8 protein-coding genes are annotated in these 13851 nt (G+C 41.9%); 4 read left to right on the top strand and 4 right to left on the bottom strand.

The genetic code is table 11. The features are described 5' to 3' along the window. Positions 1 to 222: 222 nt before the first annotated feature. The 3 genes from DBK98_RS12970 (at position 223) to DBK98_RS12980 (ending at position 8056) form a co-directional block, all read left to right on the top strand. Entirely contained in the window at positions 223 to 1998 is a 1776-nt protein-coding gene (locus DBK98_RS12970) for an oxaloacetate decarboxylase (protein ID WP_032536412.1), read from the top strand. Between the two features lie 769 nt (positions 1999 to 2767). Next, entirely contained in the window at positions 2768 to 6145 is a 3378-nt protein-coding gene (locus DBK98_RS12975) for a SusC/RagA family TonB-linked outer membrane protein (protein WP_022012210.1), read from the top strand. 21 nt (positions 6146 to 6166) lie between these two features. Further along, positions 6167 to 8056 carry a SusD/RagB family nutrient-binding outer membrane lipoprotein gene (locus tag DBK98_RS12980; RefSeq protein WP_005808766.1) on the top strand — a complete coding sequence of 630 codons (1890 nt, stop codon included), beginning with the start codon at positions 6167 to 6169 and terminating at the stop codon, positions 8054 to 8056. 176 nt (positions 8057 to 8232) lie between these two features. Here the strand turns inward: DBK98_RS12980 and mtgA are convergent, their stop codons facing one another. From mtgA to DBK98_RS12995, 3 genes are all read right to left on the bottom strand, one after another. Beyond that, positions 8233 to 8979, bottom strand: coding sequence for a monofunctional biosynthetic peptidoglycan transglycosylase (mtgA, locus tag DBK98_RS12985; RefSeq protein ID WP_032536411.1), 747 nt, complete (start codon positions 8977 to 8979; stop codon positions 8233 to 8235). Between the two features lie 128 nt (positions 8980 to 9107). After that, positions 9108 to 9782, bottom strand: a complete 675-nt coding sequence (locus DBK98_RS12990; RefSeq protein WP_005776708.1) for an OmpA family protein — start codon at positions 9780 to 9782, stop codon at positions 9108 to 9110. Between the two features lie 154 nt (positions 9783 to 9936). Beyond that, a complete protein-coding gene (locus tag DBK98_RS12995) occupies positions 9937 to 11280 on the bottom strand; it encodes an MATE family efflux transporter (protein ID WP_005776709.1) in 1344 nt (447 codons plus the stop codon). A gap of 98 nt (positions 11281 to 11378) precedes the next feature. Between DBK98_RS12995 and DBK98_RS13000 the strand changes: the two genes are divergently transcribed. After that, a complete protein-coding gene (locus DBK98_RS13000) occupies positions 11379 to 12278 on the top strand; it encodes a DMT family transporter (RefSeq protein WP_032536440.1) in 900 nt (299 codons plus the stop codon). 13 nt (positions 12279 to 12291) lie between these two features. Here DBK98_RS13000 and DBK98_RS13005 read toward each other — a convergent pair whose 3' ends face one another. Then, the gene (locus DBK98_RS13005) at positions 12292 to 13851 is read right to left on the bottom strand and encodes a carboxypeptidase-like regulatory domain-containing protein (protein ID WP_032536410.1); all 1560 of its coding nucleotides are present in this window, start codon (positions 13849 to 13851) and stop codon (positions 12292 to 12294) included.

Raw genomic sequence — 13851 nt, forward strand, 5'->3', positions numbered from 1 at the left:
ATTGATTTTTAGATACTGATTTAGTGTAGATTTTTAGTTGTGCAAAAGAAGGAGTAAGCGAGGGAACCCCTCCTTGCTCCTTTGTTTTTGTGACAATATGATATATAACATATCTTTTATGGAAACTTTTTAAGGTTGATTTTTGTCTTTATGTCAGATATCTCAGTATATTTGTAATGACAAGTTAACCTATGAATGTGAAATCACTTATAACTTACGGCAATGAAAAAGGAAATTAAATTCAGTCTCGTATATCGGGACATGTGGCAGTCGTCCGGTAAATACCAACCCCGTGTCGACCAGTTAGTACGAATTGCACCTTTGATTATTGAAATGGGATGTTTTGCCCGTGTGGAAACCAATGGAGGAGCTTTTGAGCAAGTCAACCTGCTCTATGGTGAAAATCCTAACAAAGCAGTACGGGCTTTTACCAAACCCTTCAATGATGCCGGAATACAAACCCATATGCTCGACAGGGGACTAAACGGTTTGCGGATGTATCCCGTTCCTGCCGATGTCCGTCGGTTGATGTATAAAGTCAAGCATGCTCAAGGGGTAGATATAACCCGTATTTTTTGTGGATTGAATGAAGTGAGGAATATTATTCCTTCTATACACTATGCGCTTGAGGGGGGAATGATTCCACAAGCGACTTTGTGTATTACCTTCTCGCCGGTACATACGGTGGAGTATTACACAGCCATTGCCGACAAACTGATTGAGGCCGGTGCTCCTGAAATCTGCCTGAAAGATATGGCGGGAGTAGGACGTCCTGTCATGTTAGGGCGATTGACGAAAGCTATAAAAGAGCGTCATCCTGAAGTCTTGATTCAATATCACGGGCATAGTGGTCCCGGATTATCAATGGCTTCCATTCTTGAAGTTTGCGAGAATGGTGCTGATATTATTGACGTAGCCATGGAACCCATATCCTGGGGTAAAGTTCATCCGGATGTGATCTCCGTACAGGCCATGTTGAAAGATGCCGGTTTCCGTGTTCCTGAGATCAACATGAAAGCATATATGAAAGCACGTGCCATGACACAGGAATTCATTGATGATTTCCTCGGCTATTTCATGGATCCGACCAACAAGCATATGTCTTCATTATTGTTGAAATGTGGTTTACCGGGTGGGATGATGGGGTCTATGATGGCCGATCTGAAAGGAGTACATGCCGGTATCAATATGATACTTCGGAATAATAATCAACCTGAGCTCAGCATTGACGATCTGCTTGTGATGCTGTTCGACGAAGTAGAATATGTGTGGCCCAAGTTGGGCTATCCTCCGTTGGTGACTCCATTTAGCCAGTACGTGAAGAACGTGGCATTGATGAACGTAATGGCACATGTGAAGGGTGAGGAGCGTTGGAGTATGATAGATAATAATACCTGGGGGATGATTCTGGGGAAAAGCGGACGTTTGCCCGGACCTTTGGATCCCGAAATTATAGCTTTGGCAAAAGAAAAAGGATATGAATTTACGGATGAAGATCCACAGAAGAATTACCCTGATCAGCTTGAAGAGTACCGGAAAGAAATGTTGGAGAACGGATGGAAATTCGGACCTGACGACGAAGAACTTTTTGAACTGGCTATGCATGACAGGCAATATCGTGACTATAAGTCGGGGGTAGCTAAAAAAAGGTTTGAAGAGGATTTGCAACGTGCCAAAGATGCGGCATTAGTCAAACAAGGTTTCTCTGAAGAAGACGTGAAGAGAATGAAGCGTGCCAAGGCGGAACCAATAACCGCGATGGAAAAAGGAAGAATCATTTGGGAAATTGATGTGGAGTCACCTTCTATGCCTCCGGAAGTAGGGCATAAGTATGAGCCGGATGATGTATTCTGTTATATTGCCACTCCGTGGCATACTTATGACAGGGTATTGGCCAACTTTAGCGGACGTATCATTGAGGTGTGTGCCAAACAGGGTGCTTTGGTCAATAAGGGAGATGCATTGGCTTATGTAGAAAGATGTGAAGAACCGGCATAACGTTTAAAAGTTGTATTGTTATAGAGTGGATAAGGACCGTTCCCGGTGTAAACCGGGGCGGTCCTTGTTTTTTTGCCCTTTCCTCAAGTTAGATGCCTATTTTCTGTAGGTTGTCTGGTCAATTAAAGAAAGTCTGATAGCTATATTTGACTGTCATATTTGCTATAATATTTGATTTCGGTTAGATATTACATTTGTAATATCCTGTTTGGGTAGAAATCTATTGATTGTTTTTCGTAGTTAGTAAATAAATATTGGTTTTATATTCAAAAAAGAAATAAGGAATCTTTTCTAAGCTTTTAAGTATGGATAGAACTTTTACTTGTAAATAGTGATCAAACCTTATGGATGAAGTTAATCTGAGAAATGACATATACATCTCAAACCCATCTTGGGCGAGTAGAAAAACATATAAGCTAAGTTCTCTTAGAACTCAGTTCTTGGATACATTATAGGCACTTCTATAGGGATTCTGGTGGCTGTTAATTGCCGAAGGGGAAAAAGTAGAAATTAGTATTTAAAAATATTATAGTATATTTATTGTATTTTGATACTTTATATCTATATTTACTCCGCAAAATAAGATTGGCAACTCCTTATTTTAGAATATACAACTAAATCTCATTGACAAATGTAAAATTACGCTGCAATAAAGAGGTTAATATTGTATATAATTTACGTTTTTCAAGAATAACCAAGTTCTAAGAGAACTATAATCTTTATTATAACCTAAATTAACACATATTGTTTAACTAAAAAAGAAAAATGAATGAATAACTCGAAAATTATCAATGTGAGATTGATGAAGAAAATGTTCGTGCTTGTTCTGTCTTTTTTATCTGTTACTGCTTTTGCGCAGAATATAACAGTGAAAGGAATTGTAAAAGATGGAACCGGTGAACCGATTATCGGAGGGAGTGTACTTGTTAAAGGTTCATCAAATGGTACAGTGACAGATATTGATGGCAATTACACCTTATCTAATGTTCCTGTAGAAGGAGTCTTGGAATTTTCTTATATCGGTATGAAGAAACAGGATGTAAACGTAAAAGGTAAAACCGTTATTAATGTTGTGCTTCAAGAAGATACCCAGATATTGGACGAGGTTGTAGTGACAGCTTTAGGTTTGAAACGTGAACAGAAAGCTTTGGGATATGCAGTGACCGAGGTCAAAGGAGACGATTTAAAAGCTGCCAATACGATTTCTCCGGTGGCTGCTTTACAAGGAAAAGTGGCCGGTGTCGAGATTCGTCAGTCGGACGGAGGTATGTTCGGAGCTACAAAAATTCAGATTCGTGGCGCCTCTACCTTGAAAGGCAATAACCAGCCTATTTATGTCATTGATGGGGTTATCCTTGATAACTCGACTTCCGGAAATACAACAATGGACTGGGATGCCGGAAACAATAACGCAAATGATTATGGAAATGAATTGAAGAATTTAAATCCGGATGACTTTGAGACAGTTTCGGTACTGAAAGGTGCAGCTGCGACTGCACTTTATGGTTCGCGTGGTCTGAACGGCGCTGTAGTAATTACTACCAAATCGGGTAAAGGCTTTAAAGGTTTCGGAGTTTCCGTATCTCAAACATTTGGTATCGATCATGCTTACAGAACACCGGATATCCAGACTGAATATGGAGTAGGGGTAATGCCTGGTTGGAAAGACACGGACAACAATGGCTCTGTATGGGATCCTTTTCAGTTTAAACTTGATGATAAAGGAGACCGGACCTTGATTGGTGCGGGTAGTTACGGGTGGGGACCTAAATATGATGGTCAGCCGATCCGTAATTATGACGGTACTTGGACCAACTATTCACCTCATAAGGACAATATGCTGGACCTGTATCAATTGGGACTGAACTCCAATACGAATGTGGCTATTCGCGGTGGGAATGATAAAACATCATATTACACCTCTCTTTCTTATAAAAAAGCAAGATCTACCAGCGAAAAAAATACATTCGAACGTTATTCGTTTTTGTTGAAAGGTTCGCATAAGATCAGTGACCGGGTGGAGGTTTCGGCAGCTATGAGTTTTACTAATTCGAATCCGAAGAACTCTCCGAGAACGGTGGGAGAACGTTTCGTCAATCCGAACGGCACCATTATGACTCCGATGCTGGATGTGAATTATTTCCGTGATAAATATCTGGGTGAGCATGGTGGACTGGCATCTACAAGCTATGGTGATAAGTATGGTTCTGTTCCTGGACGTGATCTGTTTTTCATGATTGACAAATACGATTATTCTCAGAAAGAGACCGTAGTTCGCCCCCAGATGGAAGTGAACGTACAGATTCTGGATTGGTTGAGATTTAAGGCCGATGCTAATATGAACTACTATTATACTAAATTTGAAGAAAAACAGTTGGGTAGTGGATATGCAAATGAAGGCGGTAAGTACACAATGGGGCAAACTACGAAAGAGCAAGCTACTTTTGGCGGAACATTTACTGTCAATAAGCAGATAAAAGATTTCAGTGTAGGTGGTTTTGCGCGGTACGAGTACTATACGAGCCGTTCGGAGGCATACAAAGTATATACAGATGGTGGTATGGTAGTACCGGGACAGTGGTTTGTCGATAACTCAAAGAATCCTAAAAAGTCGGAAGCCAGCATCTCGAATACTAAGCGAATGATGTCTGCTGTTTTTGCCCTGAATCTGGGATGGAAAAATCAAGTTTATTTAGATATAACGGGGCGTAATGACTGGTCTTCTTCTTTGGTATATCAAAGCGGAATGGGTACTTATTCTTATTTCTACCCATCAGTATCCGGCTCATGGCTGCTTAATGAAACATTTGATTTGCCGCGTTGGATCACTTTTGCCAAAGTACGTGGGTCGTGGGCACAGGTCGGTAACGATACCGATCCCTATTATGTGAATTCGGTATATGGTTTTGGAACCAAAGAAATGTATGATGGCAATATCTATGTGAACACTCTGGATAAAACAATGAAGAGTCTGAAGTTGAAGCCGGAACGTAAGAATGCTTGGGAGATTGGTCTGGACTTGCGTTTGTTTGATAGCCGTTTGAATTTTGACGTTACCTATTATAAGGAAAATACGAGGGATCAGATTATGTCGATTGAAGTTCCTGCTATTTCGGGTGTCAACACTCAGTTGATAAATGCAGGTAATATTCAGAATAAAGGTATTGAGATTGCTGTAAACGCCACTCCATATAAAAACAAGGATTGGCAGTGGGATGTCGCAATGACTTATACAAAGAATAAAAATACTATTATTTCATTACATGAAAACGTAGCCGATTACATTGCGCTGAGCGGTTATGCTAATGATTACGATTACCATATCGGTTCGGTTGCCAGAGTAGGTGGTGACTACGGATTGTTGATGTCTGACATTCTCCCTGCCAAAAATGACAAAGGAGAAACACTGTTGGAATGGGACGACAGTTGGAGAGGGGCTTATGAAGCACGTAGCGGAAAAGTACAGGAAGTGGGTAAAATGACTCCTGACTTTTTAGGGTCCTTATCCACTACGCTGTCCTGGAAAAACCTTAGTTTGCATATTGCTACTGATATGCGTTTTGGCGGGTTGGTAGCCTCTTATTCCAACTTGTATGGCACACAGGCCGGATGGATCAAGAGTTCTTTGAAATGGCGTGACCCTGAACATGGTGGCTTGTCTTGGACCAGTCAGTATGGCGATAGCAAAGGTATCTCTTATGGTGATGGTGTTATCCCTGACGGAGTATTTAAGAACGGTACGTTCGCAACACTTGTAGACGGAACTAAAATGGATGTAAGTGGTATGTCCTATAAACAGCTGGTGGCAGAAGGAAAACTGGAACCCACACATGCCGGAACTTATCATGTGAATCGTGCAGCTTGGGGACAGAATACAATATTCGACACTTGGGTACATGAGTTGAATTACATTGCGTTGCGTGAGATCACATTGTCGTATCGCTTTCCGAAATCGGTGGCAAGTAAGTTTGGCGCTCAGGGATTGGGGTTGAGTTTCTCTGCACGCAATCTGGGATATCTGTATAATTCATTACCTAACCATCTGAATCCTGAGAGTGTCCGTGGTAATACGGCTTCTGAGTTCCGTATCCGTGGTTATGAACCTTATACGGCTAACTATATGATGACTGTTAATTTAGATTTCTAAACCTTTAATGTGATATTTAGTATGAAACGAATAATGAAAAAATATCTATATCTTGCAGCTATGACTGTTGTAGGTACAGGGTTCCTGATGTCGTCTTGTAAAGACGAGTTTGCCGGGCAGAATACCGATCCCTCTACAGTTTCTAAACCTAACGTACGCTATTTATTTACTCAATGTGCCATGAGTTTTCAACCGGCCGATTATCTTCAGTGGTTTGCCGGCTTCGATGCAATGTCTACCTGGGTACAGGCAACTGCAGCGGGAGGTGGAAACTCCAGCAAGTTGAATGTGGTAACTCAAACCGGCTGTGGCTATCAGGTCAACGAAGTGCTTCGTTATACCAATGAAATAAAGTATCAGATCAGTCTGATGCCGGATGACGAGAAGGAAAAGTATGAATATATTGCTTATCTATGTAACCCGATGTTGGTATATCTGGGACTTGAAGACTCGGACATGTATGGTTCCCGTCAGTACTCAGAAGCAGAAATGGCTCGCTACGGTGGGACTCTGACTCCGAAATACGATACGCAGGAAGAATTGTTTGAGCTTTGGTTGAAACAGCTTGACGAAACGATTAACTATCTGAAAGAAAAAAATCCGCAGGACGTGCTTGGTGCCCAGGATTTTATTTATAAAGGAAAGCTTGACAAATGGGCCAAACTGGCTAATTCATTGAAGCTTAGAATTGCTGCCCGTCTGATTAATAAAGACAAGGCCCGTGCAATTGCCATTGTGAATGAAGCTGTCCAGAATCCGGCCGGTCTTATTTTATCCCTTGATGATGATTTTGTTTTCAATAAAGGTAAGAGAGATAATAATTGGAACAATGATATTTCCGTTGGTGCAGGAACCAAGCAGTTGATCGATTTTATGGTGAGCAATCGCGATCCACGTCTGTTCTATTTCTTCCAGAAGAATGATTATAACTCTAATGTAGTTCAAGGTTTCTTTGATCAGAAAAGAGCCTTACCATTTTATGTAGAGGCCAATGTGAATTATACGGTCGATGCTGACGGAAAGAAACATTTTGAGAGCTGGAAGGCTCCCGGAGAGCCTTGGGTACGCTATTATGGGGTTCCTTGTCAGGTGGATATCAATAAAAAGGATGAATATAAAGATTATTTCGATCCCAACAACGAGTTGTTCTATTTGCTGAGCAAAGACGATGCGAAAAAGACCTATACTCCGATTGCTTACCGGAATACAGAAAATATTAAAGGTTTGCTTATTTACACGTTCCCCGATGTGCCCGATGTAGCTCCTGTACAGGATAAGGAAGAGTACGGATGGTATGGTTTGTATTTCTCTGCGGGTGAAACAAACCTTTTGTTGGCGGAGTTCAAATTGTTAGGAGCCAATCTGCCGATGACCGCACAACAGTATTTGAACGCAGGCGTGGAAATGTCTGTCCGCGGTTATGATTTTGTTGCCGGTAAGAATCATATTCCTTACTATGATAAAACCTATGCGAACGATGTACATGATAAAACAATCAGTCTGAAGGAAGGTATGATTGATGAAATGCTGTCACATGATGCTTACCACTTGACCGGTGATCTGAATAAAGATCTTGAGAAGGTTTATATTCAGCAATACATTCATTATCTGATGCTTCCGATGGATATGTTTGTTACTGCTCGCCGTTCGGGAGTACCGATGAAGAATAGTACCTTGTTACCATATCAGGACTTCGATCCGTTATTGGGCGACCAGTACGTAATTCCACGACGCTTCCCGGTAAGTAAACCTCTTGATTCTGATTTGCTCCGTGACATTACGATTGCAGCTTATCAAGCACAGGGATATACGTATGAGGGCGAAATGAGTAATTCGCCTGTAACGTTGAGCAAAGAACGTGTTTGGTATGATAAAGAGGCACCGGCTTTTGGTACGGGACCTCAACAGTAATTTCCTGTTTCACATAAATCTGAGGCTGCTTCTATTCACAGAGGCAGCCTTCTTTATTATTCTTATATTATTTTATTTTAAGGAGTTTTTTCTCCGTATACATGATCTGAGACTTTTGAGCTATTATTGAACAATGTTTCTGTGATCAAATTAATCGTCTTTTTATTTTAAAGTTGTTATTTTTTCTTTTTCTTATTTTGAGGGCTTTTCGTATCTTTTCCTTGCTCTTTTTTCTTATCGGCAGAAGGGAATTTTGGAACCAGATTCATCAGACGCAGAATTTGCCCCTGACGTCGTTTGATATAAGGTGAAGGGCGTGCCGAATCAAATCGTATTGGGTTGGGTAAAGTAGCTGCAATTAGGGCACATTGTCCCCTGGTGAGTTTGGCGGCTGTAGTTTTGAACTTATATTTAGCTGTTGCCTGTGCGCCATAAATGCCTTTACCCATTTCGATGGAGTTTAGGTAGACTTCCATAATCCGTTCTTTCGACCAGCATCTTTCGATCAGAAACGTAAAATATACTTCGAATCCTTTTCTTATCCATGAAGATTGAGGCCAAAGAAAAACGTTTTTTGCAGTTTGCTGGCTGATGGTACTGGCGCCCCGTTTCTTTTTCCGGGTTTCGTTTTCTTTCATCGCTTTCTTGATTTCTATCATATCGAATCCGTTGTGTGAAGCGAAGCGATTGTCTTCGGAAGCAATCACAGCCATTGGCAGGCTGGGAGAGATTTTATTAAATGGTATCCATGTATGTTTGCATATCACTTTTTCTCCGGAAGTGAGTTGCTGAACAGAACGGATAATCATTAACGGAGTGACATATACCGGTACGAATCGATAGAAAATGACTGCGCCGATCGAGGAGATAAAAAAGAAGAGGATCAGGTTACGCAGAATGCGAAAGGGTTTCCGGAGTTTCATTGTGTGTGATATTGTTGGTTCGGTATACGAATGTGCCAATGTACCGATTTTATATATCCTCCATCATTCAGGATTAATCAGTATATTGGCACATGGCATAAAACACCTATGGGTGCGTTATGAAATTATTATTTACCAGCCTCAGCGTTTTTAATCATTTGCTCACTGGCGTACATGAATATTTCTACACGACGGTTTTGTTCAGGTGTTTCAGCTTCGTTGTACTGCGAATAGCCTACACCTTCTACCTTTTTGAATTGATAAGGTTTAACACCACAAGACTGAAGGTAATTTTCTACTGCATATGCACGGTTGGAAGATACTTTTTGATTCGCTTCATAAGTACCTACTTTGTCTGTATGACCGATAATGGCTACGTCGACTGTTGGATCTTCTTTCAGAATATTGGCAAATTCAGCTAAAGATTGTTTGGATGCTGCGCTCAGTGCGGAAGAATTGAATGCAAAAAGTATTCCTGACGGGAAAGTTACTTTTACAGCAGCCAGTCCGTTGTTATCAGTAACCTGTTCCACTTGCGCATCTTTAATTTTTGCAGCTTCGGCAGCTTTTTTGTCCATTTTACGACCAATCAACACACCTGCTCCGGCACCTACGGCAGTACCTACTGCCGCACCTATGGCTGCACCTTTTCCTTTACCGGCAATACCACCGATGATAGCTCCCAAAGCAGCTCCCGAACCACCTCCGATGACACCGCCTTTAGCTGTATTGTTCATGCTTCCACAACTTCCGAAAACGAGGGCCATGCTCAGAAACAAAGCCATAAATTTAATCTTCTTCATAATTAAGCTCTTTTTATATAGTTAATAATTAAATGGATACCTCCATTTTATAAAAACATGGCAAATATACAGATTATTTGGTTAGCCTGTCATTTGCCTTGTAAAAAAAACAAGAAGGTATATACTTTTGTTGCCTGAGTTGAACAATTTCTTTTCAGACTACGGGGCGTGACAGTACTTTTCGTTTAATCAGAGCAAACCACCCTGCCAATATCAGTCCTTTAGCAACTGTAGTGACGCACACGGCCCACCAAATGCCTTCTACACCCATGCCCATACGGACAAACAGAATAGCAAGTGGAATACGCATATAGTTACATGTAATACTGATGATGGCAGGCGGAATTGTTCGTCCGATGCCATAGAATACTCCTTGTGTCGTGATTTCAAGCATCATGAAGAGCTGTGAATAGCCATCGATACGGAGAAAAATACCACCGGCCTCATAGGCAGCCTGCTCGGGGACAAAAAGTGCAAATACTTCGTTCCCGAAAAAGACGAATAGTAAGGTACAAAGGGTACCGAAAACCGAAGTCATCAACAAAGTCGTATGCCATGACTTTATTACGCGGTCCGTTCGTCCGGCTGCATAATTTTGGGCGATAAAAGCACTCAGGGCTGTGGAGAATCCCTGCGATGTGTTCCAGGTAATGGCTTCTATTTGTCCTCCGGTCGTAAAAGTCATCAGTCCGATGTGCCCTCCTTGTTCGGATGCAGTACGGCAAAGGAACATGTTGACGAAAGCAAACAGAGTATTGAGAGTAGCTACCGGTAGCCCCAGTTTCAGGATGCGATGGGTGTATTTCTTTTTTAGCCGCGTGAAAAACGGGAACCGTTCCAACAAAGCATCTCTGCAACGTAATTGGTAGATGAAAATGCCGAATACTGCTGCCTGTGAAATCCAGGTAGCATAGGCCGCTCCGTTGGTACCCAATCCGAAACCGAAAATGAAAAGTGGGTCGAGGATAATATTAAGTAATAATCCGGTGCCACTGATATAGAATGGGATTTTGCTTCTTCCAGCCGCATTATAAATACCGGTGAAGGCCGCCGAAAGAAATATGAAAGGCAGTCCGGTAGAAATGATGCGCAGATAAGCAATTGCATTTTCGGTGATGTGTGCTTCCAGCTCGTAAATGCCGATGATGGGACGGGCGAATAGAAAGAGCAGTCCGCCCCAGCAGAGTGAAATAACAAGTGCAATGGTAATGTTGTGCGAAGCAAAACAACGGGCATCTTCGTAATTTTGTGCACCTATGGATTGTCCGACACTAACCTCAGAACCTACTTTATTCAATAGAGAAATGGAACCGGACATCCATGTAAGAATGCCTACTGAGCCTACGGCAGCGACGGCTTCACTTCCGAGGCGTCCTACCCAGGCCATATCTGTCAGGCTATATGCCATCTGGATAAAGGAGGTTGCCATAATGGGCATAGCCAGGTTGAACAGTTGTCTGTTGATAGGACCTTGAGTCAGATTCTTGATTCCTTGCATAATGGTATTTTTGTGGAAAATGAATGGCAAAGATACGATTTTCTTCCGTCTGCAATCCTTATCTTTGCGGAGAAAATTTTATAGCAAATCGGGCAAATATGAAAACAACTTTAAAAACGGCCGGATGGTATCACGTGATGGCGGCGGTGACGGTAATGATATGGGGAACTACGTTTGTTTCTACCAAGGTCCTGATAAAATATGGTCTGTCGCCTGTCGATATTCTGTTCTACCGTTTTTTATTGGCATATATCTGTATCTGGTTTTTCTCTCCCCGTGTGTTACGGGCCAAAAGTTGGCAGGACGAACTGCGGTTTGTGGGGCTTGGATTGTGTGGAGGCTCACTCTATTTTGTTGCCGAAAACACTGCGTTGGGGATGACGCTTGCTTCAAATGTATCACTCATTATCTGTACAACTCCTGTCTTAACAGCGCTGCTGGCTCCTTTCTTTTATAAAGGTGACAAATTGAAGGCCCGTTTGGTAGGTGGCTCTTTGATAGCACTCATTGGAGTGGGACTGGTTGTGTTCAATGGCAGTTTCATTCTGCAGCTTAGTCCGGTTGGCGATATTCTGACTCTGGCGGCAGCATTGATGTGGGCTTTCTATTGTTTACTTCTCAGGCGGATGAATACTCATTATCCAACGTTGTTCATAACACGGAAGGTTTTCTTTTATGGTCTGCTGACCCTTTTACCTCTCTTTTTTGTCTCTCCTTTGCAGATGGATACACATATTCTTTTCCAACCGGTCGTTGTTTTAAACCTGCTTTTTCTGGGAGTGATTGCTTCGATGCTGTGCTACATTATGTGGAATACGGCAGTGAAACAATTGGGAGTGGTTTGCACTACCTGTTATATTTACGTTGTTCCGCTTATTACCTTACTGACTTCTGCTATCGTGATTGACGAGACAATCACGATAGTTGCTCTATTGGGATCGGCATTGATTTTGAGTGGAGTCTATATTGCCGAACGAGGAGTAGGCAAGAAAAAGTAGATCTGTATGGTCTTCAGTTTTCGGTCTCTTCTATTTTTGAAGAAATTTTCTCGATGGCTTCACTTAACTTTTTTTCGGGAGGAATTATATTGAAATCCTCCCAAAAATCTTTGTCGTATACAAATGGAGTTTCTGCAAAAATGGTATGTGTAGCCAGTCGGTCACTGTAAGCGAAACGGCTGACATTGCCCGTTTCTATCTTACAAGTGACCATTTCAAACCAAGTATGCAGGTTTGTATTGCTGAGCCATTTGTTCCTTTGTTTTATCTTGAAGTGTAAGTCTCCACGGACATGGTGGATGTAATACGTTTGATTCCAGGGCTTATAAGATACCGTATAGACTACCTTTTGTGGAATAATCCGGATATTGCGGCTTCTTTTTTCTACCAGCATGTTGGCGGCTTTGTGTATATACCGGGGAATCAATTCGAATCGTGCGCGTAGCAGGGCACCATCTTCAGTATCGATATAGAGTTCTCCACAATAGTATGGGGTCTTGATGCCCGGATGTTGTTTGAAGTAGATCACGTTGGCAAGCCGGTTATCGATTACGGCAAGATCGCTGGAAGTATAAACGTATACACACTCTTTGGAGTCCGGAAGTAGGAAATTGGGCAGACTCTTGATAAGATCCAATTCGATACAGGCGTGGATACCCGATTTCATTTTAGCAATTAAAGTGTCTTTTACGGCTTGGTTGGTGATGCGTCGCATTTTCAGTAACTTCACCTGATCAGCCTTCTCCGGATCGTCCGAAGGAGCTTTGTATATCTTGAAAATTCCCTCTGTCAGACTGACAAACCGATTCTTTTGTTCGATTCCTTCTCTGTAAAAAGAAGTCAGGTAGACAGGATTTTGTGAGTAATTCTTTTTTCGCAATTTGAGCATTTCTCTCAACAGGCGTACCGGGTTGACAATACGTACGATAACCTCCTGCAAAGGAATTACTTTGGGTTCTAATGCAAAAGTACCGCTTCGTCCGGCAAGGAGGGAAGCGTCCGTCGTTTGTGGCACATAGCCCAGATGTGAAAAGTGAATCCGCCTGTTTTGGAGAGAGTCGGGCAGATTAAGTCTGAAACTTCCATTTTGATTGCTAACGCTGCCGATAGAGGTTCCCTGCACACTTACGGTAGCATAGGGAATCGGTTCTCTGGAAAGTTGGTCTATTAATATTCCCTCAAGGGTGAAAAAGAATGTGTTGTCTTTGTGCGAGCTTGCTTCCCGTTCAGTTGTTGCTATGGTTTCCGGTTGGTTGATAATAATGTGCTTATCCACAGAGCGGAGTTGAAGACTGTCGCTGCCGATGATGTCATAAATGGCCTGACGTACGGTTCGTTTTCCGCCTTTTAATTTTATCTTACGTTCATTGTCAATCAGTTTGCTGTCATAGATAAACAGATATCCTGTCTCTTCTGTTATTTTGGCCAAAGATTGATAGACTGTTGCTTCAGTTCTTGGAAGCCGGATGATGCGGTCGAAGATACCGGAGCCGTCTGCTTTCACCCGAACTGCCATAAACAATAGCAGACAAGTGAATAAATATTGCAGGGAGAGACTTTTCAAAGTTTTCAT

This window comes from Bacteroides sp. PHL 2737, assembly GCF_004115325.2.
Lineage (GTDB): Bacteria > Bacteroidota > Bacteroidia > Bacteroidales > Bacteroidaceae > Bacteroides > Bacteroides hominis.

Coding starts and splice junctions, on each gene's coding strand:
- DBK98_RS12990 (WP_005776708.1), bottom strand. CDS start 9,782: ATGAAGAAGATTAAATTTATGGCTTTGTTTCTGAGCATGGCCCTCGTT.
- DBK98_RS12995 (WP_005776709.1), bottom strand. CDS start 11,280: ATGCAAGGAATCAAGAATCTGACTCAAGGTCCTATCAACAGACAACTG.
- DBK98_RS13005 (WP_032536410.1), bottom strand. CDS start 13,851: ATGAAAACTTTGAAAAGTCTCTCCCTGCAATATTTATTCACTTGTCTG.
- DBK98_RS12975 (WP_022012210.1), top strand. CDS start 2,768: ATGAATAACTCGAAAATTATCAATGTGAGATTGATGAAGAAAATGTTC.
- DBK98_RS12980 (WP_005808766.1), top strand. CDS start 6,167: ATGAAACGAATAATGAAAAAATATCTATATCTTGCAGCTATGACTGTT.
- DBK98_RS12970 (WP_032536412.1), top strand. CDS start 223: ATGAAAAAGGAAATTAAATTCAGTCTCGTATATCGGGACATGTGGCAG.
- DBK98_RS13000 (WP_032536440.1), top strand. CDS start 11,379: ATGAAAACAACTTTAAAAACGGCCGGATGGTATCACGTGATGGCGGCG.
- mtgA (WP_032536411.1), bottom strand. CDS start 8,979: ATGAAACTCCGGAAACCCTTTCGCATTCTGCGTAACCTGATCCTCTTC.